Below are 21,097 nucleotides of genomic sequence, written 5' to 3' on the forward strand. Positions count from 1 at the left end.
GGCGGCCCTTCCGGCCCCGGCGGCCCCGGCGGTCCTGGCCCTCCGGCGAGGCGGGCGAGGTGCCTCTCGCGGTGCGGCGGGACGTCCGCGTCGAAGGGGTTTTCTCCCCGCCCCGCCCTTTCACCGTTTCCCGGGGCAAGCCCCGGCCCCGAGCGCGGCTCCGCCACGCGAAGGCGGGGGCTCCGCCCCCTGCACCCCCTTCCGGGGGCTGCCTCCCGTGCCCCCGCTCCCGCAGGACACCTCCGCGGGCTGCGGAGAGGTTCCGGGCGGGCCGGCCTGCGCCCCGTCCCCGCGGGACACCTGCTCGGCCGGGTCGGCATCCAGTCCACGGTCCCCCTGCGCCCCCGCTCCCGCGGGACACCTGCGAAGTGCGGAAGCCCGAGAGACGCGGGAGCCCCACATGGCGTGTGGGCCCCGGGCCCGCGGAGGCCCCGCCGAGCCGGCCGCCGCAGTGCCTGCCGCAGCGCCCGCCCCCAACGCCCCCCTTAAATCGCACCCTTCCGCGTCAGCTGGTTGAAGCACAGCCAGCCCGGCAGCACCGGCAGCCAGAACGTCAGCAGCCGGTACAGCAGCACCGCCGGGGTCGCCTGGTCCGCGGGGAGGCCCGCCAGGGTCAGGGCGCCGATGAGGACGCCCTCGACCGCGCCCACGCCGCCCGGCGTCGGCGCGGCCGAGCCCAGCGCGTTGCCCGCGAGGAAGATCACCGCGACGCTCGCGTAGCTCATGTCCCCGCCGAAGGCCCGGATCGAGGTGTCGAGGCACATCACGAACGCGGCGGTCAGCAGCAGCATGCCGCCGATGCCGCTGACCAGCTTCCGCGGCCGCTGGAGGAGGTCCAGCATGCGCGGCACCACGCCCGCGAACAGCGACCGCACCCGCGTCGAGACGAACTTGCGCAGGAACGGGATCGCGGTGACCACCAGCACCAGCACCGCCGCCGTCAGCAGCCCGCCGATGATCGTGCGGGACGGCGGCAGCGGGGACGACGTCCGCTCGGTGCCGGTGATGTAGCCGAAGGTCAGCAGCAGCACGATGTGGGCGCCCAGGCCGATGAGTTCGGAGGCGCCGACGCTGGCCACCGCGAGCCCCGGCCGGATCCCGGCCCGCTGCAGGAAGCGGGAGTTCAGTGCCACGCCGCCGACCGCCGCCGGGGCGACCAGCTTCACGAAGGACCCCGCGACCTGCGCCATCACCGTCCGCAGGAAGGGCACCTTCTCCGGGACGAAGCCCAGCAGCCGCATGGCCGCCGCGAAGTAGCTCAGGGCGGAGAAGGCCGCGGCGGCCGCCACCCAGCCCCAGTTGGCCTGCTCGACGATGTTCCCGAACTGCACGTGCGAGAGCTGCGAGAGCAGGAAGTAGGCGGCGATCGCGCCCGCGATCGAGCTGATCAGCGTGCGCGGCCGGATGCGCTCCAGCCGGACCGGCTCTATCGGCGCCTGCGGCCGGATCAGCAGGACCTGACGGCGGATCTGGGCGAGCAGGTCCTCCTCGCGGGCCTCCTCGGCCGCGTCGTCCAGGGCCTGCTTCTCCGCCTTCCGCTCGGCCTTGAGCGCCTTGCGGTCGTCGGCCGGCCCCGAGCCCTTCTCCGCCCGCTCGCGGGCCCGCTCCTCCTTGGCGATCCGGGACGCCTCCAGCACGGCCTCGCGTTCGCGCTGGGAGCGCTCGCGCGCGAGCCGGCGCAGGGTGGCCCGGTTCGCGCGGGTCAGGGCCATCGGCTGGAGCAGCGGCAGGCTGTCGGCGACCGCGTCCGGGCCGAGGACGGAGACCGCCGAGGCCACCACGCGCTCGGCGCCGACCCGCAGGCCGAGGGTGGTGAGCAACTGCGCGATGTCCATCCGCAGGACGATGTCGCCGGCCGCGATCTCGCCGCCGCGCAGGTCGGTCAGGACGACGTTGCCGGAACGATCCACCAGGAGCGAGTCGCTGTCCAGGCGGCGGTGGGCGATGCGCCGCGACTGGAGGGCCTTGACCTGCCGGAAGGCGCTGGCCAGCAGCTCGTCGGTGAGCTCCTCGTCCGGGATGGTGTCGAGCCGGCGCCCGCCGATGTGCTCGTACACCAGCATCACGGCGTCCGGGCCGAGCTCGGAGGTGGCGATCAGCTTGGGCGCGTTGGCGCCGGCGGCGATGGCCGCGTAGGCGAGCAGCGCCTCCTGTTCGAGGGCCTGGCGCAGCGACTGGAGACTGCGCCGCTGGGTGACGCGCAGCGCCAGCCGCTGGTAGACGCGGTAGAAGAAGCCCTGCGCCTGCTGCTCGCGGTCGACGACGGTGACGTCGAGCGGCGGGCCCTCCTCCAGGGTGACGACGTAGCGGCGGCCCCGGTCGTGCGGCTCGGTGTCGCCCGCCGGGTCCTCGGTGCGCAGGGCGCTCACCGGCCGGAAGCCGACGCGGCGCAGGCCGTGCAGCAGGTGCTGGCCGGTGGGGCGGACGTTGGGGGAGCCGACGGCGTAGAGCGTGCCGTAGGCCACCGTCCAGCCGATGAGCACGGTGATGACGATCGAGAACGGCGTCGAGTAGCCGTTGACCAGCACCGCGAAGGCGTCCAGCAGCAGCACCGCCCACATCGCGACCCGCCAGCGCGGCCGCCGGGACATGCCGACGGCCGTCATGTAGGCGATGACCGGGGCGAGGTAGCCGTGGACGGGGTCGGTGACGCCGGTGCCGGTGGGGTACTGCCTGGTGAGCGCGTCCCGGATGGTCTCGGGGGCCGCGTCGGCGACCCACAGTGCGGCGCCCAGCGAGACGCCGTGCGCGAGGACGGCGGCCAGGACGCCGTCCGCGATGCGCAGTCCGTCCCGTTTGATCAGCCGCTCGACGGCGAAGGCCACAGGCACGATGAAGATCGCGATGTTGGCGGTGAGCCCGGCGAGGTTCGCCAGCGTGGCCGGCGCGCGGCCCGCGCTCTCCTTGACGTCCGCCTCCAGCCCGGTCGTGGTGCCGTGGGCGAACGCCGCGAGGGCGAGGACGAGGGCGATGCCGACGATCCCCAGCAGCATGCGCACCAGGTCGGCGGGGCGGTGGACGCGGGCCGGCAGCAGCGGCTCGTCGCCGGAGACCTTGTCGATGTGGACCTCGCCGTTCCTCGTCTCGGGGGGCTGCACCTCGCCCTTCCCGGGCAGCGCTCGGGGGGCGCGCGCCTCCTCGGGAGGCCCCGCGCCCTCGTCGTCCGTCTCTTCCTGGTCTTCTCGTTCTCGTATCACCAGAGTCACCGCCCGGAAGATGGTGGCATGGCCCGGCCGGGCAAGGGTGTATCAGGGTGCATTTCGGGGGCGCGGACAACGGATCGTACGCCCTGTGGTCCGGTGCCGCACTCCGGGTGATCCCGGCCGGTCCCGCCCCGCCGGCGCCGGGCAGTATGGACCGGGTGACCGACGAAGCACTGCCCGACGCACTGCCCGAGTACGCCGAGCGGGTCCTGGCCGTCGCCGAGACGATCCCGCCGGGCCGCGTGATGACCTACGGCGACGTCGCCGAGTGGCTGGGCGAGGGAGGACCCCGGCAGGTGGGCCGGGTCATGGCCCTCTACGGCGGAGCCGTCCCGTGGTGGCGCGTCGTCCGCGCCGACGGCGTCCTGCTCCCCGGCCACGAGCTGCGCGCCCTCGCGCACTACCGGGACGAGGGCACGCCGCTGCGGGAGGCGGGGCGCGCCGCCGGAGGGCACGTGCCCCGCATCGCGATGACGCGGGCACGGTGGGACGGCGTCACCGACGGGACCGGCGGTGCGGCCGACGGCGCGACCGGCGGTGTGAGACGCGACACCTGATCCCCGGCGCATCCGGGCCACCCGAACGGATGAGGTGCCCGAACGCCCGGGACGACTCCCGGGACGATCTGCGCACCACCCGCCTCCTGGCGTAGCGTCGGGGACCGTCCCGACCGCCCCCGTCACCGACCAGGACCGGCAGCCCACGTGAGATCCCACCCGCCCTCCGGCTCGTCGCGCCCGGACCGCCCGGAGCACCGGCGGACCCTCCGGGACGGCGCCGGCGCGTACCGCCTGGTGCGCACCCCGCCGGGTCCCGTGGTCCCCGCACGGCTGGACGCGGCGCAGCGCGCGGTGGTTGAGCACGGGCACGGTCCGCTGCTGGTGCTCGCCGGGCCCGGGACGGGCAAGACCACCACGCTCGTCGAGAGCGTCGCCGAACGGGTGCGGCGGGGCGCCGACCCCGAGCGCGTCCTGGTCCTCACCTTCAGCCGCAAGGCCGCCGTCGAGCTCCGCGACCGCATGGCGGCCCGGCTCGGCGGCGCGCGCGCCCCGCGGGCGACCACCTTCCACTCGTACTGCCACGCCCTGGTCCGCGCGCACCGCGACGCGGAGCTCTTCGGCGAGCCGCCGCGGCTGCTCTCCGGCCCCGAGCAGGACGTCACCGTGCGCGACCTGCTCGCCGGCCAGACCGAGCTGGAGCGCGAGGGACGCGGGGCGGTGCGCTGGCCGGACGAGCTGCGCGCGTGCCTGACCACCCGCGGGTTCGCCGACGAGGTGCGCGCCGTCCTCGCCCGCAGCCGCGAACTGGGCCTGGGGCCGGACGAGCTGGCCGCCTTCGCGGAGCGCACCCGGCGCGGCGACTGGGCGGCCGCGGCCGCCTTCCTCGCCGAGTACCTCGACGTCCTCGACGCCCGCGGCGTGCTCGACTACGCGGAGCTGGTGCACCGCGCCGTCCTGCTCGCCGAGCGGCCCGAGGTCGGGGCGGACCTGGCCGCGCGCTACGACGCGGTGTTCGTGGACGAGTACCAGGACACCGACGCCGCCCAGGGGCGGCTGCTGCGCGCGCTGGCGGGCGGGGGCCGCGCGCTGATCGCCTTCGGCGACCCCGACCAGTCCATCTACGCCTTCCGCGGCGCGGACGTGGGCGGCATCCTCGACTTCCCGCACGCCTTCCCGCGCCGCGACGGCACGCCGGCCCCGGTGCGCGTGCTGACCACCTCGCGCCGCTCCGGCGCCGCGCTGCTGGCCGCCACCCGGCTGCTCACCGCCCGGATGCCGCTCACCCGCCTCCCGGCCGCCGCCGTCCGCGCCCACCGCGAGCTGACCGCCGACCGTCCCGGCGGCCGGGTCGAGGCGTACACCTACCCGACCCCCGGCGCCGAGACCGACAACATCGCCGACGTCCTGCGCCGCGCCCACCTGGAGGACGGCGTCCCCTGGGGCGCCATGGCCGTCCTGGTCCGCGCCGGCTCCCGCTCCCTGCCGGTGCTGCGCCGCGCCCTGACCTCGGCGGGCGTGCCGGTGGAGGTCGACGGCGACGACGTCCCGCTGCGCCACGAGCCGGCGGTGGCGCCGCTGCTGACGGCGCTGCGGGTGGTCGCGGAGCAGGTGGCGGCGGGAGGCTCGGGCGCGGTGCCCGGGGACGCCGAGGCCGACGCCGGAACCCCCGCGGTCACCGCGGCCCCCGCCCCCGGGACCGCCCTCGCCCTGCTCACCTCGCCGCTCGGCGGCATGGACGGCACCGACCTGCGCCGGCTCGGCCGCGCCCTGCGCGAGGAGGAACGGCTCGCCGGACGGGCCGTCCCCCGCCCCTCGGACGTGCTCGTCGCCGAGGCGCTCGCCGAGCCCGAGCGCCTGGTCGCGCACGACCCGGCGTACGCCAGGGGCGCCCAGCGCCTGGGTGCGCTGCTGCGCACCGCCCGCGAGCGGCTGGCGGCCGGCGGCACCGCCGAGGACGCCCTGTGGACGCTGTGGGACGGCACGCCCTGGCCCGATCGGCTGCGCCGCGCCGCGCACCGCGGCGGGGCGGCCGGGCGCAACGCGGACCGCGACCTGGACGCGGTGTGCGCCCTGTTCGAGACCGCGGCCCGCGCCGAGGAACGCGTCGGCGGCCGGGACGTGCTCAACTTCCTGGACGAGCTGGAGGCCCAGGACATCGCCGCCGACACCCTCACCCGCCGCCCGGTGCGCCCGGACGCCGTCCGGCTGATGACCGCCCACCGCGCCAAGGGCCTGGAGTGGCGGCTCGTCGTCGTCGCCGGCGTCCAGGAGGGCCTCTGGCCCGACCTGCGCCGCCGCGGCTCGCTGCTGGAGGCGGACCGGATCGGCCGCGACGGCCTCGCCGAACCGCTGCCGCCCGGCGCCCTGCTGGCCGAGGAGCGGCGGCTGTTCTACGTGGCCGCCACCCGCGCCCGGGAGCGCCTGGTCGTCACGGCCGTCAAGGCGGCGGCGGAGGACGGCGACCAGCCGTCCCGGTTCCTCGCCGAGCTCGGCGTCGAGCCGGTGGACGTCACGCAGCGCCCCCGCCGCCCGCTCGCGGTCGCCGCGCTCGTCGCCGAGCTGCGGGCCACCACCGTGGACCCGGCCGCGTCCCCCGCGCTGCGGGCCGCCGCCGCCGGCCGGCTCGCCCGGCTCGCCGCGCTGCGCGACGAGGAGGACCGGCCGCTCGTCCCCGCCGCCGACCCCGACCGCTGGTGGGGACTGTACGAGCCGACGCACAGCGAGGTGCCGCTGCGCGACCGCGACCGCCCGGTGGCGCTCTCCGGCTCCGCGCTCGGCCAGCTCGCCGACACCTGCTCCCTCCAGTGGTTCCTGGGCCGCGAGGTGCGGGCGGAGGCCCCGGCCGGACCCGCCCAGGGCTTCGGCAACGTCGTGCACGTCCTCGCCGACGACGTCGCCTCCGGCCGCACCCCGGCCGACCTCGCCGTCCTGATGGAGCGCCTGGACACCGTCTGGGACGCGCTCGCCTTCGACGCGCCCTGGAAGTCCCGCCAGGAGAAGGAGAACGCGCGGGCCGCCCTGGAGCGCTTCCTGCGCTGGCACGTCCTGGAGCGCGGCCGCGCGGTGGTGGCCGGTGAGCACCCCTTCGACGTCACGCTGAAGGCGGAGCAGTACCTGGTGCGGGTGCGCGGCTCCATGGACCGCGTGGAGAAGGACCCGGCGGGCCGGGCGTACGTGGTCGACTTCAAGACCGGCAGGAGCGCCCCGAGCGCCGCCGAGGTCGCCCGCCACCCGCAGCTCGCCGTCTACCAGCTGGCGATCGGCCAGGGCGCGGTGGACGACCTGTTCGACGGCGAACGGCCGCGCTCCGGCGGCGCGGAACTGGTGCAGCTGCGGCAGGGCGCGGCCAAGCGGGACGGCGGGGACGCGCTGCCGAAGGTCCAGGCGCAGGAGTCCCCGGAGGACTCCGGCGACGGCTGGGTCGGCGAACTCCTGGCCACGGCGGCGGGCCGAGTCCTGGACGAACGCTTCGCCCCTCGCCCCGGCCGGCACTGCACGCACTGCGCCTTCCGCACGTCGTGCTCGGCGCGGCCGGAGGGGCGGCAGGTGGTGGAGTGAGGGTGCCCCGGGCCCTCCCCCCAGAGGGGGCACCCCCATTTCACGGTTTCTTCCGGGCTCCGGGCGGTCCCGGACCGCCCTCCGGGCGGTGGCGGGGGCTTCGCCCCCTGCACCCCCGCCGGGGCTCCGCCCCGGGGCCGGGCTCGGCTCCGCCGTGCGGAGGCGGGGGCTGCCCCCGGGGCGCCACAACGCGGCTTCGCCGCGTTGACCGGGGACTTCGCCCCCTGGGCCCCTGGAACCGCGCTGCGCGCGGTTGTCCTCAAGCTCCCCGGAGGGGGCAACCCCCGGACGGGCTGGATTTCGCGCCCGCACCGGATATCCGGCCTGGGCGCGCACTTCAGCTCGTCTGGGGGTTGCCCCCTCCGGGGAGCTTGAGGACGAGCGGCGGAGCCGCGCCCGGGTCCGGGGCTCCGCCCCGGGAAACGGTGAAAGGGCGGGGCGGGGAGAAAACCACCCGCCCCCCACTGTCAGTGGGCCCCGTTACCGTGAGGGACATGACGCCGCGCCTCACGGACCCCGAGCAGCTCAAGGACCTGCTCGGCATTCCCTTCACCCCGGAGCAGACGGCCTGCATCACCGCCCCGCCCGCCCCGCAGGTCATCGTCGCCGGCGCCGGCTCCGGCAAGACCACGGTGATGGCCGCCCGCGTCGTCTGGCTGGTCGGCACCGGCCAGGTCGCACCCGAGCGCGTCCTCGGCCTCACCTTCACCAACAAGGCCGCCGGCGAGCTCGCCGAGCGCGTCCGCAAGGCCCTCGCCCGCGCCGGTATCACCGCCGGCGAGGCCACCGACGAGGAGGGCCCGGGCGAGCCGCAGATCTCCACGTACCACGCCTTCGCCGGCCGGCTCCTCAAGGAGCACGGCCTGCGCATAGGCCTGGAGCCCACCGCCCGCCTCCTCGCCGACGCCACCCGCTTCCAGCTCGCCGCCCGCGTCCTGCGCTCCTCCCCGGGCCCGCACCCCGCGCTCACCCGCCCCTTCGCCGACCTCGTCGCCGACCTCCTCGCCCTCGACGGCGAGCTCGCCGAGCACCTCGTGGAGCCCGCCGCCCTGCGGGCCCACGACGAGGAGCTGCTCGCCGCCCTCGACGGCGCCCGGCTCACCAACGCCGACCTGCGCAAGGCCCCCGAGACCGCCCGCGCCCGCCACGAGCTGACCGGCCTCGTCGAGGCGTACCGCGAGGAGAAGCGCCGCCGCGACCTCCTCGACTTCGGCGACCAGATAGCCCTCTCCGCCGACCTGGCCCGCACCCGCCCCGAGGTCGGCCGGATCCTGCGCGAGCAGTTCGAGGTCGTCCTTCTCGACGAGTACCAGGACACCTCCGTCGCCCAACGCCTCCTGCTCGCCGGCCTGTTCGGGTCCGGCACGGGCCACGCGGTGACCGCCGTCGGCGACCCCTGCCAGGCCATCTACGGCTGGCGCGGCGCCTCCGTCGCCAACCTGGACGACTTCCCGCGCCACTTCCCGCACGCCGACGGCCGCCCCGCCGCCCGCCACTCCCTCGGCGAGAACCGCCGCAGCGGCGGCCGCCTCCTCCGCCTCGCCAACGGCCTGGCCGCGCCGCTGCGCGAGCGCCACGAGGGCGTCGAGGCGCTGCGCCCCGCGCCCGGCGCCGAGCACGACGGGCTGGTGCGCTGCGCCCTGCTGCCCACCCAGGCCGAGGAGCTGGCCTGGCTCGCCGACTCCCTCGCCCACCGGATCCGCACCGGCACCCGGCCCGGCGACGTCGCCGTCCTGTGCCGCACCGCCGCCGACTTCGCCCGGATCCAGGGCGCGCTCGTCGAGCGGGACGTCCCGGTCGAGGTCGTCGGCCTCTCCGGGCTGCTGCACCTGCCGGAGATCGCCGACCTCGTCGCCGTCTGCGAAGTCCTCCAGGACCCCACGGCCAACGCCGCGCTCGTCCGCCTGCTGACCGGCCCGCGCTGGCGCATCGGCGCCCGCGACCTGGCGCTCCTCGGCCGCCGCGCGCGCACCCTCGTCCCGTACGGCAGCGCCGGCACCGACCCGGAGCGGCGGCTCGCCGAGGCCGTCGAGGGCCGCGACCCGGCCGAGGTGATCTCCCTCGCCGACGCGCTCGACACCTTCCTCACCGCCGGGGACGCGCCGGACGACGGCCTGCCGTTCTCCGCCGACGCCCGCGTCCGCTTCGCCCGCCTCGCCACGGAGCTGCGCGAGCTGCGGCGCTGCCTGGCCGATCCGCTGATGGACGTCCTGCACCGCGTCCTCGCCACCACCGGCCTGGACGTCGAGCTCTCCGCCTCCCCGCACGCGCTGGCGGCCCGCCGCCGGGAGACGCTCAACCAGTTCCTCGACATCGCCGCGGGCTTCGCCGGCCTGGACGGGGACGCCGGGGTCTCCGCCTTCCTGGGCTTCCTGCGCACGGCCGTGCAGTACGAGAAGGGCCTCGACAGCTCGCTGCCCGGCGCGGAGGACACGGTCAAGGTCCTCACCGCGCACAAGTCGAAGGGCCTGGAGTGGGACGTCGTCGCCGTCCCCGGCCTCGTCGCGAGGACGTTCCCCGGCGAGCAGCCGCGCGACGCGTGGACGGCCCAGGCCCACGTCCTGCCGCACGCCCTGCGCGGCGACGCGGACACCCTCCCCGACGTCACGTCCTGGGACGCCAAGGGGCTGACCGTCTTCAAAACGGCGATGAAGGAGCACCAGGCCGTCGAGGAGCTCCGCCTCGGTTACGTCACCTTCACCCGCCCCCGCTCCTTGCTGCTGGGCTCCGGCCACTGGTGGGGCCCGGAGCAGAAGCGCCCCCGGGGGCCGTCGGCCTTCCTGCACGCCCTGCGCGAGCACTGCGAGGCGGGCCACGGCGAGATCGAGGCGTGGGCGGACGCGCCGGAGGAGGGCGCGACGAACCCGGCCCTGGCGGAGCACGAGACCGACCTCGCCTGGCCGCTGCCGCTGGACGAGGCGTCCCTCGTCCGCCGCCGCGCCGCCGCGGACGCGGTCCGCGCCCACCTGGCCCGCCCCCCGGGCCCGTCCCCGGTTCCGGAACCGGCCCACGACCCGGACTGGCCCCCGCCACCGGAGGACGACGAGCCGTACGACGCGTACGACGCAGAGGAGGCCCGGGCCGCCCTGGCGGACTGGGACGCCCTGCCCGGCACCCGCCCGACGCGTCCCACGCCGGCCGACGGGTCCGATGCCCCCGGCCCCGATGCGCCCCTGCCCGGAGCCACCGGTGATCCGGTAGGGCGACTGCTGGCCGCATCCGGTGCAGCCGATGCGCCGGACGCACCCACCCTCGGCGCCGCCGAGTCGCTGCCGGGCAACAGCCCGGCGCCCGGGCGCGCCGGCGGCGCACCGTACGCCGATGAGGCGTCGACCGATGCCCCGGGCGGCCCGCTGGGGAGCCGCAGCCATGCACCGCAGCGCGACACCGCGCAGGCGGCCGAGGGGCACAGCCCCGAGGAGCCCCGGGGCCCGGGGCTCGCCCCGGGAAACGGTGAAATGGGGGTGCCCCCTCTGGGGGAGGGACTGGGGCAACCCCCCTCCACCCCCCGCTCCGCACCCGCCCCCGAAGAAGAACAGCTCACCCCGGAGGAATCCCGCCTCACCGCCTCCTGGGACCGCGACCTGGAAGCCCTCGCCGGCGAGCTCCGCCGCACCCGCGCCGCCGTCCGCGACGTGCCCGTCCCGCCGACACTGACCGCCACGCAGCTGGTCCGCCTCGCCGCCGACCCCGACGCGTTCGCGGCCGAGCTCGCCCGCCCGATGCCGAGCCGCCCGCGCCCCGCCGCGCGCCGCGGCACCCGCTTCCACGCCTGGCTGGAGACCCGCTTCGAGACCTTCGAGGAGCTCCCCCTGCCGGGATTCGACGACCTCGTCGACCCGTCCGGCGACGACGAGGACGACGGGATCGACGACGGAATCACCGACGACCACGACCTCGCCGCCCTCAAGGCCGCCTTCGAACGCACCCCGTACGCCCACCGCACCCCCCACCGCGCCGAGGCCCCCTTCCAGATCACCCTCGCCGGCCGCCTGATCCGCGGCCGGATCGACGCGGTCTACCGCACGGACGACGGCACGTCCGGTGCCGAGCGCTACGAGATCGTCGACTGGAAGACCGGCCGCACCCGGAACGCGGCCGACCCCCTCCAGCTGGCGATCTACCGCCTGGCCTGGGCCGAACGCCGGGGCATCCCGCCGTCCCGGGTGACCGCCGCGTTCGTCCACGTACGCGACGGCACGGTCGTCCGCCCGCCGGACCTGCCGGACCGCGCCGGGCTCGAACGGATCCTGCTCGGCCAGGAGCGGACAGAGCAGCAGCGGACAGCGCAGCAGCAGACAGAGCAGGAGGAGACAGCGCACGAGAAGCCGGAGCAGGAAACCCGGTCCCGGTCACCGCGCGTGTCCGGATAGGCTCGATGTCATGAGCCACACCCCGGACAGTGCCGTCCGCGCGTACATCGAGCAGCACCGCGCCGCCTTCCTCGACGACCTCGCGGAGTGGCTGCGCATCCCCTCCGTCTCGGCCGACCCCGGCCTCGCCGCCGATGTCCGCCGCAGCGCCGACTGGCTGGCGGGGAAGCTTGAGGAGACGGGCTTCCCGACCGTCGAGGTCTGGGAGACGGACGGCGGCGACGGCGCCCCCGCGGTCTTCGCGGAGTGGCCCTCCGGGGACGACGGCGCCCCCACGGTCCTGGTCTACGGCCACCACGACGTCCAGCCGGCCGCCCGCGAGGACGGCTGGCACACCGACCCGTTCGAGCCCGTCGTCAAGGACGGCCGGCTCTACGGTCGCGGCGCCGCCGACGACAAGGGCCAGGTGTTCTTCCACACGCTCGGCGTCCGCGCGCACCTGGCGGCCACCGGCCGGACGGCCCCCGCCGTCAATCTCAAGCTGATCGTCGAGGGCGAGGAGGAGTTCGGCTCGCCGAACTTCCCGGCCCTGCTCCGCGCGCACGCCGACCGCCTCGCCTGCGACAGCGTGATCGTCTCCGACACCGGCATGTGGTCCGAGGACACCCCGACGGTCTGCACCGGCATGCGCGGCCTGGTCGAGTGCCAGATCGACCTGTACGGGCCGGACCAGGACATCCACTCCGGCTCCTTCGGGGGCGCCGTGCCCAACCCGGCCACCGAGGCCGCCCGGCTGGTCGCCGCGCTGCACGACGAGGACCGCCGCGTGGCGATCCCCGGCTTCTACGACGGCATCGTGGAGCTCACCGACCGCGAGCGCGAGCTCTTCGCCGAGCTGCCCTTCGACGAGGAGCGCTGGCAGCGCACCGCGCACTCGCACGCCACCCTCGGCGAGGCCGGCTTCACCACCCTGGAGCGCGTCTGGGCCCGTCCCACCGCCGAGGTCAACGGCATGGGCGGCGGCTACCAGGGCCCCGGCGGCAAGACGGTCGTGCCGTCCTCGGCCGTGCTGAAGCTGTCGTTCCGCCTGGTCGCCGGCCAGGACACGGACCGGATCCAGCAGGCCGTGCGGGAGTGGACGGCCGCCCGGCTGCCCGAGGGCGTCCGCCACGAGATCACCTTCACCGGGGCCACCCGCCCCTGCCTGACGCCGCTGGACCACCCCGCGCTCCGGTCCGTCGCCCGGGCCATGGGCCGCGCCTTCGGACAGAAGATCCTCTTCACCCGCGAGGGCGGCTCCGGCCCCGCTGCCGACCTCCAGGACGTCCTGGGCGCCCCCGTGCTGTTCCTCGGCATCTCGGTGCCCTCGGACGGCTGGCACGCGCCGAACGAGAAGGTCGAGCTCGACCTCCTCATGAAGGGCGTGGAGACCGCGGCCCACCTCTGGGGCGACCTCGCCGGGGGCCCGGGCGGGCAGTAGCGCGGGCGGACCGCACCCGCCCCGGACGCACCACCACCATCACCACAGGGGGAGTTGGAAGCAGCCGTGACCACCTGGACCGCATTCCCGGCCGACCGTCCCATCACGCTCAGCGGCGCGAGCGGCATCGACCGCGCCGCGCACCACCGCCTGGACGAGGCGTGGCTGGCGGCGGCCTGGAGCCACCCCTCGACCCGGGTCTTCGTGGTCTCCGGGGGGCAGGCGCTGATCGACGACGCCCCCGACGGCCGCACGGAGCTGGTGATGACGCCGGCGTTCGAGGCCCCCGTCACCGAGACGCACCGCTACTTCCTCGGCCAGGACGAGGACGGGGTGGCCTACTTCGCGCTCCAGAAGGACAGCCTGCCCGGCCGCATGGACCAGTCGGCGCGCCCGGCCGGGCTGCGCGAGGCGGGCCTGCTGCTGTCGCCGCGTGACGCCGGCCTGCTGGTGCACGCGGTGGCCCTGGAGAACTGGCAGCGGCTGCACCGCTTCTGCTCGCGCTGCGGCGAGCGCACCGTCATCGCCGCCGCCGGCCACATCCGCCGCTGCCCGGCCTGCGGCGCCGAGCACTACCCGCGCACCGACCCCGCCGTGATCATGCTGGTCACCGACGAGCAGGACCGCGCCCTGCTGGGCCGCCAGATGCACTGGCCGGAGGGCCGCTTCTCCACGCTCGCCGGCTTCGTCGAGCCGGGCGAGTCCATCGAGCAGGCGGTGCGGCGCGAGGTCGCCGAGGAGGCCGGCGTGGTGGTGGGCGAGGTGGAGTACGTCGCCAGCCAGCCCTGGCCCTTCCCGTCCAGCCTGATGCTGGGCTTCCGGGCGCGGGCCGTCTCCTCCGAGATCCAGGTGGACGGCGAGGAGATCCACGAGGCGCGCTGGTTCTCCCGGGAAGAGCTGCGGGCCGCGTTCAAGTCCGGGGAGGTACTGCCTCCCACCGGAATCTCGATCGCGGCCCGGCTGGTCGAGCTCTGGTACGGCGAGCCCCTGCCGTAGGCGGGTCGCCGTAAGCCGGCGGTCAGACGCCGACCCCGATCTTGGCCTTGACCTGGGCGAGGGAGGGGTTGGTGAGCGTGGAACCGTCCGCGAACAGCAGGGTCGGCACCGTCTGGTCGCCCCCGTTGGCCTTCTCCACCAGGGCGGCGGCCTCGGGGTCGTGCTCGATGTTCACCTCGGTGTACTCGATGCCCTCCCGCTCCATCTGGCGCTTGAGGCGGATGCAGTAGCCGCACCAGGTGGTGCTGTACATCGTCACGGCGGACATCGGGACTCCTTGGAGGTCGTGCGGGGGTGTTTCCGGGTGGGGGAGCGGTGCTCCGGTGGTAGAACGTGCGACCATCCTCGGCCATTCCCGGAAAGGTCCCGGCCAGCATAAGTACGACTGCGGAGCCCCGCCTGTGGACAACCGTCCCGGTCGCCTCCTGGAACCTGGCAGCATGGCGGGGTGACACCAGCAACGCACTCCACCCTCTTCCCCCAGGTGCCGGAGACCGCCGACGCCGTGCTCGACGGGCTCGACCCCGAGCAGCGCGCGGTGGCCACGGCGCTCGGCGGGCCGGTGTGCGTGCTGGCCGGCGCGGGCACGGGCAAGACCCGCGCCATCACCCACCGGATCGCCTACGGGGTCCGCTCCGGCGTGCTCCAGCCCGCCAGTGTGCTCGCCGTCACCTTCACCAACCGCGCGGCGGGCGAGATGCGCGGCCGGCTGCGCCAGCTGGGCGCCGCCGGCGTCCAGGCGCGCACCTTCCACTCCGCCGCCCTGCGCCAGCTGCAGTACTTCTGGCCCAAGGCCGTCGGCGGCGAGCTGCCCCGGCTCGTCGAGCGGAAGGCCCAGCTGGTCGCCGAGGCCGCGGCCCGCTGCCGGGTCCGCCTCGACCGCAATGAGCTGCGCGACACCACCGGCGAGATCGAGTGGGCCAAGGTCACCCAGACCGTCCCCGAGGAGTACCCGGTGGCCGTCGCCCGCTGCTCCCGTGACGCCCCCCGCGACCCCGCCGAGATCGCGAAGATCTACGGCATCTACGAGCAGCTCAAACGCGAGCGCGGAGTGATCGACTTCGAGGACGTCCTGCTGCTCACCGTCGGCGTCCTCCAGGACCGCCACGACATCGCCGAGACCGTCCGCCGCCAGTACCAGCACTTCGTGGTCGACGAGTACCAGGACGTCAGCCCCCTCCAGCAACGCCTCCTCGACCTCTGGCTGGGGGAGCGGGACAGCCTCTGCGTGGTCGGCGACGCCAGCCAGACGATCTACTCCTTCACCGGCGCCACCCCCGACCACCTGCTGGACTTCCGCACCCGCCACCCCAACGCCACCGTCGTCCGGCTCGTCCGCGACTACCGCTCCACCCCCCAGGTGGTGCGCCTGGCCAACGAGCTCCTCGCCCAGGCCCGCGGCCGGGCCGCCGACCACCGCCTGGAGCTGGTCTCCCAGCGGGAGAGCGGCCCGGAGCCGGCCTACGCGGAGTTCGCCGACGAGCCGGCCGAGGCCGAGGGCGTCGCCCGGCGCGTCCGCGACCTGATCGCCTCCGGCGTGCCCGCCGGCGGGATCGCCGTCCTCTACCGCATCAACGCCCAGTCCGAGGGCTACGAGCAGGCCCTCGCCGACGTGGGCGTGCCCTACCAGCTGCGCGGGGCCGAGCGGTTCTTCGAGCGCCCCGAGGTCCGCGAGGCCCAGTTGCTGCTGCGCGGCGCCGCCCGGGCGGCGACCGGCACCGACCCCCGGCTGGCCGCCGCCGAGGACCTGGCCGGCCAGGTCCGGGCCGTCTTCTCCACCCGGGGCTGGACGCCCGAGCCGCCCGCCGGCTCGGGCGCGGTCCGCGACCGCTGGGAGTCCCTGGCCGCCCTGGTGCGCCTCGCCGAGGACTTCGCCCGCTCCCGCCCCGGCGCCACGCTCGCCGACCTCGTCACCGAGCTGCAGGAGCGGGCCGAGGCGCAGCACGCCCCCGCCGTCGAGGGTGTGACGCTCGCCTCACTGCACGCCGCCAAGGGCCTGGAGTGGGACGCCGTCTTCCTGGTCGGCCTCACCGAGGGCATGCTGCCGATCACCTACGCGAAGACGGACGAGCAGATCGAGGAGGAGCGCCGCCTGCTCTATGTCGGTGTCACCCGGGCCCGCCGCCACCTGACCCTGTCGTGGGCGCTCTCCCGGGCGCCCGGCGGGCGCCCCTCCCGCCGCCCCAGCCGCTTCCTGTCCGGCCTGCGCCCGGGTTCCGCGGCGCCCCGCCCGGGCGCCGCGGAGGCGACGGGCGCACTGGGCCACGTCTCGTACGGGTCGGGCGCGTACGGCTCCGGCGGCCGCTCCGCCGGCAGCGGCCCCGCCCCCCGGGCGCGGCGCAGACCGGTGCGGTGCCGCGTCTGCGGGCGCACCCTGACCGACGCGGGGGAGATCAAGCTGCTGCGCTGCGAGGACTGCCCCAGCGAGCTGGACGAGGGTCTCCACGAGCGGCTGCTGGACTGGCGCGCCGAGCAGGCCGAGCGGCTCGGCCAGCCAGCCTTCTGCGTCTTCACCGACAAGACGCTCCTGGCGATCGCCGAGGCCGTCCCGGGAACCGAGGCGGAGCTTTCCGTCATCTCAGGAGTGGGAAGGCGCAAGCTCGGCACGTTCGGAGCCGATGTCCTGGCGCTGTGCGCCGGCCGCGAGCCGGGGTCGTGCGAGGGCTCGGAAATCTCTCCGGAAAAATAGTTTGCGCGCGCGGAGGGCATACCCATAGCCTTCCGAGCAGGGAAACAACGGATCCTCACGGGATCCGCTGGTTCCGTGGTGCACTGAACCGAAGATTCGACGGACTCCGTCCGTCCCGAGACGCCGAGAGGAGGCGAGACCAATGATCAGCTTCATCCCCAGCAACAAAATGACCGATCGCCCGGTCTTCGCCACGCGTCCGCTCGGCGCCGTATCCGGTGTCGCCCTCGCCTCCGGTCTCGGTTCCGTCAACGGCACCGGTCTGTCCTTCGTCGCCCTCCCGGCCACCACGTCGGCCCTGGGCAATGAGCGACCGACCAAGGCGCTTGCGGCAACGGCAGCAATGGCACAGTTCCGTGCCTTTGCGACGGAGACCAACGGCGCCGAATCCCGGACGAAGCAGTACCAGCACCACACGATGTGGGCCTTCCGTGGGCTCGAACCCTGGAGAGATCCAGCCTGATCGGCAGATCAGGTCGGCACCTTCCAGGGCCGCGGAACCCACACCGGGATCCGCGGCCCTTTTGCTTGCCCCCCAGCCAGGGGAAACCAGCCCGGCCACCAGCCGGAACAACAGACGAGGAACACCAAACCGTGCAGATCAAGGCACACACCCCGTCAGTAGCCACCGACCTGATCCCCCCGCCCGTCCCCACGGAGGACACCTTGACCCCCCTGACCGCGCTCACCGACCTCGACGACGCGATCGAGAACCTGGGCACCCCGGTCCCCTGCCGCAGCTACGACCCGGAGGTCTTCTTCGCCGAGTCGCCGGCGGACGTGGAGTACGCCAAGTCGCTCTGCCAGACCTGCCCGCTGCGCGAGGCCTGCCTCGCCGGCGCCAAGGACCGCCGCGAGCCGTGGGGCGTCTGGGGCGGCGAGCTCTTCGTCCAGGGCGTCGTCGTGGCCCGCAAGCGCCCCCGTGGCCGCCCGCGCAAGAACCCGGTCGCCGCATGAGTCTCCCCGGCACGATCGACCTCCCCCTCGCGCACGACCCCACGAAGCAGGAACCGACGATGCACCACGCGTCCCCCGAGCCCTCCGGCTCCGCCCTTCCCGCCCGCACCACCTCCGGCGCGATCACCTCGCGTCAGAACAGGAACCTCGAAATGCAACTCATCCCAGAAGTCCTGGCCCGAGCCCATATGCACGACGGCAGGGCCCTCCGGCTCGCGGCGGCCCGGCGCGTGCAGCGCCGCGCCGAGCGGGCCTCGCTGCGTGCCCGACGAGCCTTGGCCATGGCAGTGATGCACTAGCCGCTCCGTCGGCCGAACGCGACTTGGTGAACCGGGGGTCGGTCCGAAAGGACCGGCCCCCGGTGCGTTCGGGTGCGTTGAACCCTCACGAACCGTTCACGGGGATATCGTCTGGGAGTGGACCAGAAGACGCCTGATTCAGCGCAGTTGGACCCTGAGGCCACCGGCACCACCCTCACGTGTGCCCGTTGCGGAACCACCGCCGACGGCTTCCCGCCGACCTGGACCTGCTCCGTGGAGAACGGCGGCCGCCACTACTTCTGTGACGACTGCGCCCGCGCCAACATCAGAGCGATCGAGGGCCGCCTCGACTCCTCCTGGTGGTGAGCGGAACGGGCCCGCGCCCCGGCGGGCCCGCCCCACCTCCTCAGGCGGGTGTCCCCTGACCGCAGTCCTCGGCGGGTCTGCCGGCCGCGAAGCCCGGGACCCACGCCTCCATCTCGTCACGCAGCCGTACCGTCGCACCCAGCTGACAGAGCACCCCTATGGTGCTCGTGGTCACCCGGTGGATGAGCAAGTACGCCGGGGGCAGGTTGAGCTGACGGGCGAGCTGGTACGCGGGGGAGCGGGGGTCGGCGATCCGTGTGGCCTGGGAGCGCATCCAGTCGCGGGTGAAGGTGAACTCCTCCACCTGGGCGGGCTCGATGATGGGCAGGAGATAGTCGAGCACCGCCCCCGGGTCGAGCTCGATCTCCGGTTTGACGAACCCCTCGTCGCACAGCAGCTCGTGGACCGCCTCCGCCTCGCCCTCCAGCGTCAGCCGCAGTGCCGTCCCGATCTCGGCCGGCAGCCCCTGCGGCAGCCGGTCCACCGTGCCGAAGTCCAGCACGCCCAGCCGCCATTTCTCCGGTGGGCCGTCGGGGTGGGCGCCGGTCACCAGACGGAAGTTGCCCGGGTGTGGGTCGGCGTGCAGCAGCCCGGTGCGGGCGGTGCCCGAGAACAGGAAGCGGGCCAGCAACTGACCTGCCCGGTCCCGCTGCTCCTGGGTGCCGTCCGTTATCACTTCGGACAACGGCACCCCCTCCAGCCACTCCGTCACCAGCACTTGATCGCTGTGGTGCACCACAGCCGGCACCATGACGTCGGCGTCCCCGGCGAACTCCTCGGCGTGGGCGATCTGGGCGCTCGCCTCCAGCCCGTAGTCCAGCTCCTCGGACACCCGGTCCCGCAGCTCGGCGATGAGGGGCTTGAGATCCATCCCGGGGATGAGCGGCCCCAGCAGCCGTGCGAAACGGCCGAGTTGGGTGAGATCGGACAGCAGTGCCTCCCCGGCCCCGGGGTACTGCACCTTGACCGCGACCTCGCGCCCGTCGTGCCAGACGGCCCGGTGCACCTGCCCGATCGAGGCCGCGGCGGCCGGCTTGTCGTCGAACTCCTCGAAGAGATCCCGCCAGTCCGCCCCCAGCCGCTCCGCCAGCGCCGCGTGCACCGACTTCACCGGCATCGGCGGCGCCGCCTCCTGGAGCTTGGTGAGCGCCGCCCGGTAAGGGCCCGCGACCTGCTCCGGGAGCGCCGACTCGAAGACGGACAGGGCCTGTCCGAGCTTCATCGCACCGCCCTTGAGCTGACCGAGCGTCGCGAACAGCTGCTCCGCCGTGCGCTGCTGCAACTCGGCGGCGATCTTCTCCGCCGGCCGGCCGCCGATCCGTTTGCCCAGCCCCAGCGCGGTGCGCCCGGCGAACCCCAACGGCAGCGCGGCCAATTTGGCGGTACGAGCGACCGCCTTGCGCGGTAGATCAGACATGCGCCCCTCCAACTAGCTGTGCAGCCAGGCCGCGACGGCGGTCACCCGTGCATTGTCCCGTGCGGAGCCCCCGCGGCCCGGTCACGCCCCTCCTCCGGAAGACGCGCCGCACCGCACGGGCACCGCGCGTGCGGCTCGACGGGGCGCGAGGACCATCCCGGACCCGGCAGTGCCAGCTCCAGGCGGTGCCCCGCACCCGCCGTGGACCCACCGTCGAGGAACGCCAGCGCCCACGACACGGTCAGCCCCGCCACGACCGTGGCCAGTGCCATGTCGCAAGACGGTACCCCCGCACGTCGGCCGGACTTCCACTGGGCGAGCATCCGGGGCCATGCCGCGTCCCGTTCGGCCCGGTCCAGGTCCAGGCATCCCGCGCAGGCCGACCGGCCGGGCAGGACCAGCGGGCCCACCACGCCCGTCGCCTCGGCCACCCCCGCGTACAGGTGGGGCGTCCCCGACGACACCAACTCCCGGGCCTCCGCCGGGTCCGGTGACCAGACCGCCACCCCGTCCCGCGGGACGCACACCGTCAGCGCCGGCGAAGGCTCGGGGCGGCCGGCCCGGGACCGGGGCACGGGCAGCGGCGCCGCCTCGCGCACCACCCGGCGGGCCGCCACGTCCCGCCGCTCGCCCGTCCGCCGCGCGTCCATCCCACATGGGCTCACATCCCACGGTTCGACACAGCCGCCGTCCACGACGTCCACCCGCCCCACCCCCGAGGCCGACAGCAGCGCGGCGACGGCCGCCCCCACCCGGCCCGCGCCCCGGACCCGCACCCGGGCCTCCTGCCGCGCGGCCATCAGCCGCATCGCCGCGCCCGGTTCGGGATGCAGCACCGAGAGGGATGCCAGATCCGGCCGCAGCCGCTCCAGGGAGGCGCCGCCCCGGCCGCGCAGGGCGTCCCCGGCCGCACCGGCCCCGCGCGCGTCGTCGAGCAGGCCCGCCCGTGCCAGGCGCTCCACCAGCGCATCCGCCCGGCCCTCCGGGAGGTCCAGCGCGGTGGCTTCCGCCCGCAGCAGCGGCAGGCTCCGCGTGCCGTCGAGCAGGGCGAGGAACGACGCGGTCGCCGTGTCCACCGGGCCGATCACCGACGCGTGCGCGCCCGTCATTCCCAGCTGCAGGGTGTCCCGGCTGCGCCAGGCCCGCCGCAGCGCCGGCTTGACCATCGGATGCGCGGGCCCGCCACCGGCTTCCCAGCCGCCGTCCCGGGGCGCCGAGCCCCTGCTCGCCCGCGCGGGCGCCCCGCCCCCGGCGGACTCCTGGCACACGGACGGCTCGGGCCCCCGCGGCGGCGCCCCGTCCTCCGCCACGGCCACCGTCGCCCCGCACGTACGTCCGCTCCCCATGACTCCCCCTCG

Annotated in this window: 14 protein-coding genes; 10 read left to right on the forward strand and 4 right to left on the reverse strand. The window is 75.3% G+C overall.

The genetic code is table 11. From position 1 onward, the window contains the following. Positions 1–485 precede the first annotated feature (485 nt). Positions 486–3,197 (reverse strand): flippase-like domain-containing protein, encoded by a 2,712-nt coding sequence (locus I5Q34_RS15740; RefSeq protein WP_199892980.1) that lies wholly within the window; start codon positions 3,195–3,197, stop codon positions 486–488. Positions 3,198–3,352: 155 nt separating this feature from the next. On the opposite strand from I5Q34_RS15740, the gene I5Q34_RS15745 reads away from it, so the two are divergent. The 5 genes from I5Q34_RS15745 to nudC all read left to right on the forward strand — a co-directional run bounded on the left by I5Q34_RS15745 (position 3,353) and on the right by nudC (position 14,050). Continuing rightward, positions 3,353–3,760 carry an MGMT family protein gene (locus tag I5Q34_RS15745; RefSeq protein WP_199892981.1) on the forward strand — a complete coding sequence of 136 codons (408 nt, stop codon included), beginning with the start codon at positions 3,353–3,355 and terminating at the stop codon, positions 3,758–3,760. Positions 3,761–3,997: 237 nt separating this feature from the next. Beyond that, a complete protein-coding gene (locus tag I5Q34_RS15750; protein WP_277965689.1) occupies positions 3,998–7,261 on the forward strand; it encodes an ATP-dependent DNA helicase in 3,264 nt (1,087 codons plus the stop codon). Positions 7,262–7,755: 494 nt separating this feature from the next. Continuing rightward, positions 7,756–11,634 (forward strand): UvrD-helicase domain-containing protein, encoded by a 3,879-nt coding sequence (locus I5Q34_RS15755; protein ID WP_199892802.1) that lies wholly within the window; start codon positions 7,756–7,758, stop codon positions 11,632–11,634. A 10-nt stretch (positions 11,635–11,644) separates the two neighbouring features. Continuing rightward, positions 11,645–13,054, forward strand: a complete 1,410-nt coding sequence (locus I5Q34_RS15760) for a dipeptidase (protein WP_199892803.1) — start codon at positions 11,645–11,647, stop codon at positions 13,052–13,054. A gap of 66 nt (positions 13,055–13,120) precedes the next feature. Beyond that, positions 13,121–14,050 carry an NAD(+) diphosphatase gene (nudC, locus tag I5Q34_RS15765; RefSeq protein ID WP_199892804.1) on the forward strand — a complete coding sequence of 310 codons (930 nt, stop codon included), beginning with the start codon at positions 13,121–13,123 and terminating at the stop codon, positions 14,048–14,050. 22 nt (positions 14,051–14,072) lie between these two features. Here the strand turns inward: nudC and I5Q34_RS15770 are convergent, their stop codons facing one another. Continuing rightward, positions 14,073–14,318, reverse strand: coding sequence for a mycoredoxin (locus I5Q34_RS15770; RefSeq protein WP_199892805.1), 246 nt, complete (start codon positions 14,316–14,318; stop codon positions 14,073–14,075). Positions 14,319–14,498: 180 nt separating this feature from the next. On the opposite strand from I5Q34_RS15770, the gene I5Q34_RS15775 reads away from it, so the two are divergent. The 5 genes from I5Q34_RS15775 (at position 14,499) to I5Q34_RS15795 (ending at position 18,322) form a co-directional block, all read left to right on the forward strand. After that, positions 14,499–16,739, forward strand: a complete 2,241-nt coding sequence (locus I5Q34_RS15775) for an ATP-dependent DNA helicase UvrD2 (protein WP_277965664.1) — start codon at positions 14,499–14,501, stop codon at positions 16,737–16,739. A gap of 142 nt (positions 16,740–16,881) precedes the next feature. After that, on the forward strand, positions 16,882–17,202 hold the full coding sequence (locus I5Q34_RS15780) for a hypothetical protein (RefSeq protein WP_199892806.1): 321 nt from the start codon (positions 16,882–16,884) through the stop codon (positions 17,200–17,202). Between the two features lie 131 nt (positions 17,203–17,333). Next, positions 17,334–17,696: a WhiB family transcriptional regulator gene (locus I5Q34_RS15785; protein WP_199892807.1), complete on the forward strand. Its 363-nt coding sequence runs from the start codon at positions 17,334–17,336 to the stop codon at positions 17,694–17,696. After that, positions 17,693–17,995: a hypothetical protein gene (locus I5Q34_RS15790; RefSeq protein ID WP_199892808.1), complete on the forward strand. Its 303-nt coding sequence runs from the start codon at positions 17,693–17,695 to the stop codon at positions 17,993–17,995. Before I5Q34_RS15785 ends, I5Q34_RS15790 begins: the two co-directional genes overlap by 4 nt. Positions 17,996–18,112: 117 nt before the next feature. Then, positions 18,113–18,322: a hypothetical protein gene (locus I5Q34_RS15795; protein WP_277965663.1), complete on the forward strand. Its 210-nt coding sequence runs from the start codon at positions 18,113–18,115 to the stop codon at positions 18,320–18,322. Between the two features lie 40 nt (positions 18,323–18,362). Here I5Q34_RS15795 and I5Q34_RS15800 read toward each other — a convergent pair whose 3' ends face one another. Continuing rightward, complete coding sequence (locus I5Q34_RS15800; protein ID WP_199892809.1) at positions 18,363–19,739, reverse strand: AarF/ABC1/UbiB kinase family protein; 1,377 nt, start codon at positions 19,737–19,739, stop codon at positions 18,363–18,365. Positions 19,740–19,780: 41 nt separating this feature from the next. Next, positions 19,781–20,905, reverse strand: a complete 1,125-nt coding sequence (locus I5Q34_RS15805; protein WP_199892984.1) for a ThiF family adenylyltransferase — start codon at positions 20,903–20,905, stop codon at positions 19,781–19,783. Between the last annotated feature and the right edge of the window lie 192 nt (positions 20,906–21,097).

The organism is Streptomyces sp. AV19 (assembly GCF_015999245.1).
Classification (GTDB): Bacteria; Actinomycetota; Actinomycetes; order Streptomycetales; family Streptomycetaceae; genus Streptomyces.

Excerpts from the sequence above, each read along its gene's own strand:
- I5Q34_RS15745 (WP_199892981.1), top strand. The coding sequence starts at position 3,353 with ATGGACCGGGTGACCGACGAAGCACTGCCCGACGCACTGCCCGAGTAC.
- I5Q34_RS15755 (WP_199892802.1), top strand. The coding sequence starts at position 7,756 with ATGACGCCGCGCCTCACGGACCCCGAGCAGCTCAAGGACCTGCTCGGC.
- I5Q34_RS15760 (WP_199892803.1), top strand. The coding sequence starts at position 11,645 with ATGAGCCACACCCCGGACAGTGCCGTCCGCGCGTACATCGAGCAGCAC.
- I5Q34_RS15770 (WP_199892805.1), bottom strand. The coding sequence starts at position 14,318 with ATGTCCGCCGTGACGATGTACAGCACCACCTGGTGCGGCTACTGCATC.
- I5Q34_RS15780 (WP_199892806.1), top strand. The coding sequence starts at position 16,882 with ATGATCAGCTTCATCCCCAGCAACAAAATGACCGATCGCCCGGTCTTC.
- I5Q34_RS15790 (WP_199892808.1), top strand. The coding sequence starts at position 17,693 with ATGAGTCTCCCCGGCACGATCGACCTCCCCCTCGCGCACGACCCCACG.
- I5Q34_RS15800 (WP_199892809.1), bottom strand. The coding sequence starts at position 19,739 with ATGTCTGATCTACCGCGCAAGGCGGTCGCTCGTACCGCCAAATTGGCC.
- I5Q34_RS15805 (WP_199892984.1), bottom strand. The coding sequence starts at position 20,905 with ATGGTCAAGCCGGCGCTGCGGCGGGCCTGGCGCAGCCGGGACACCCTG.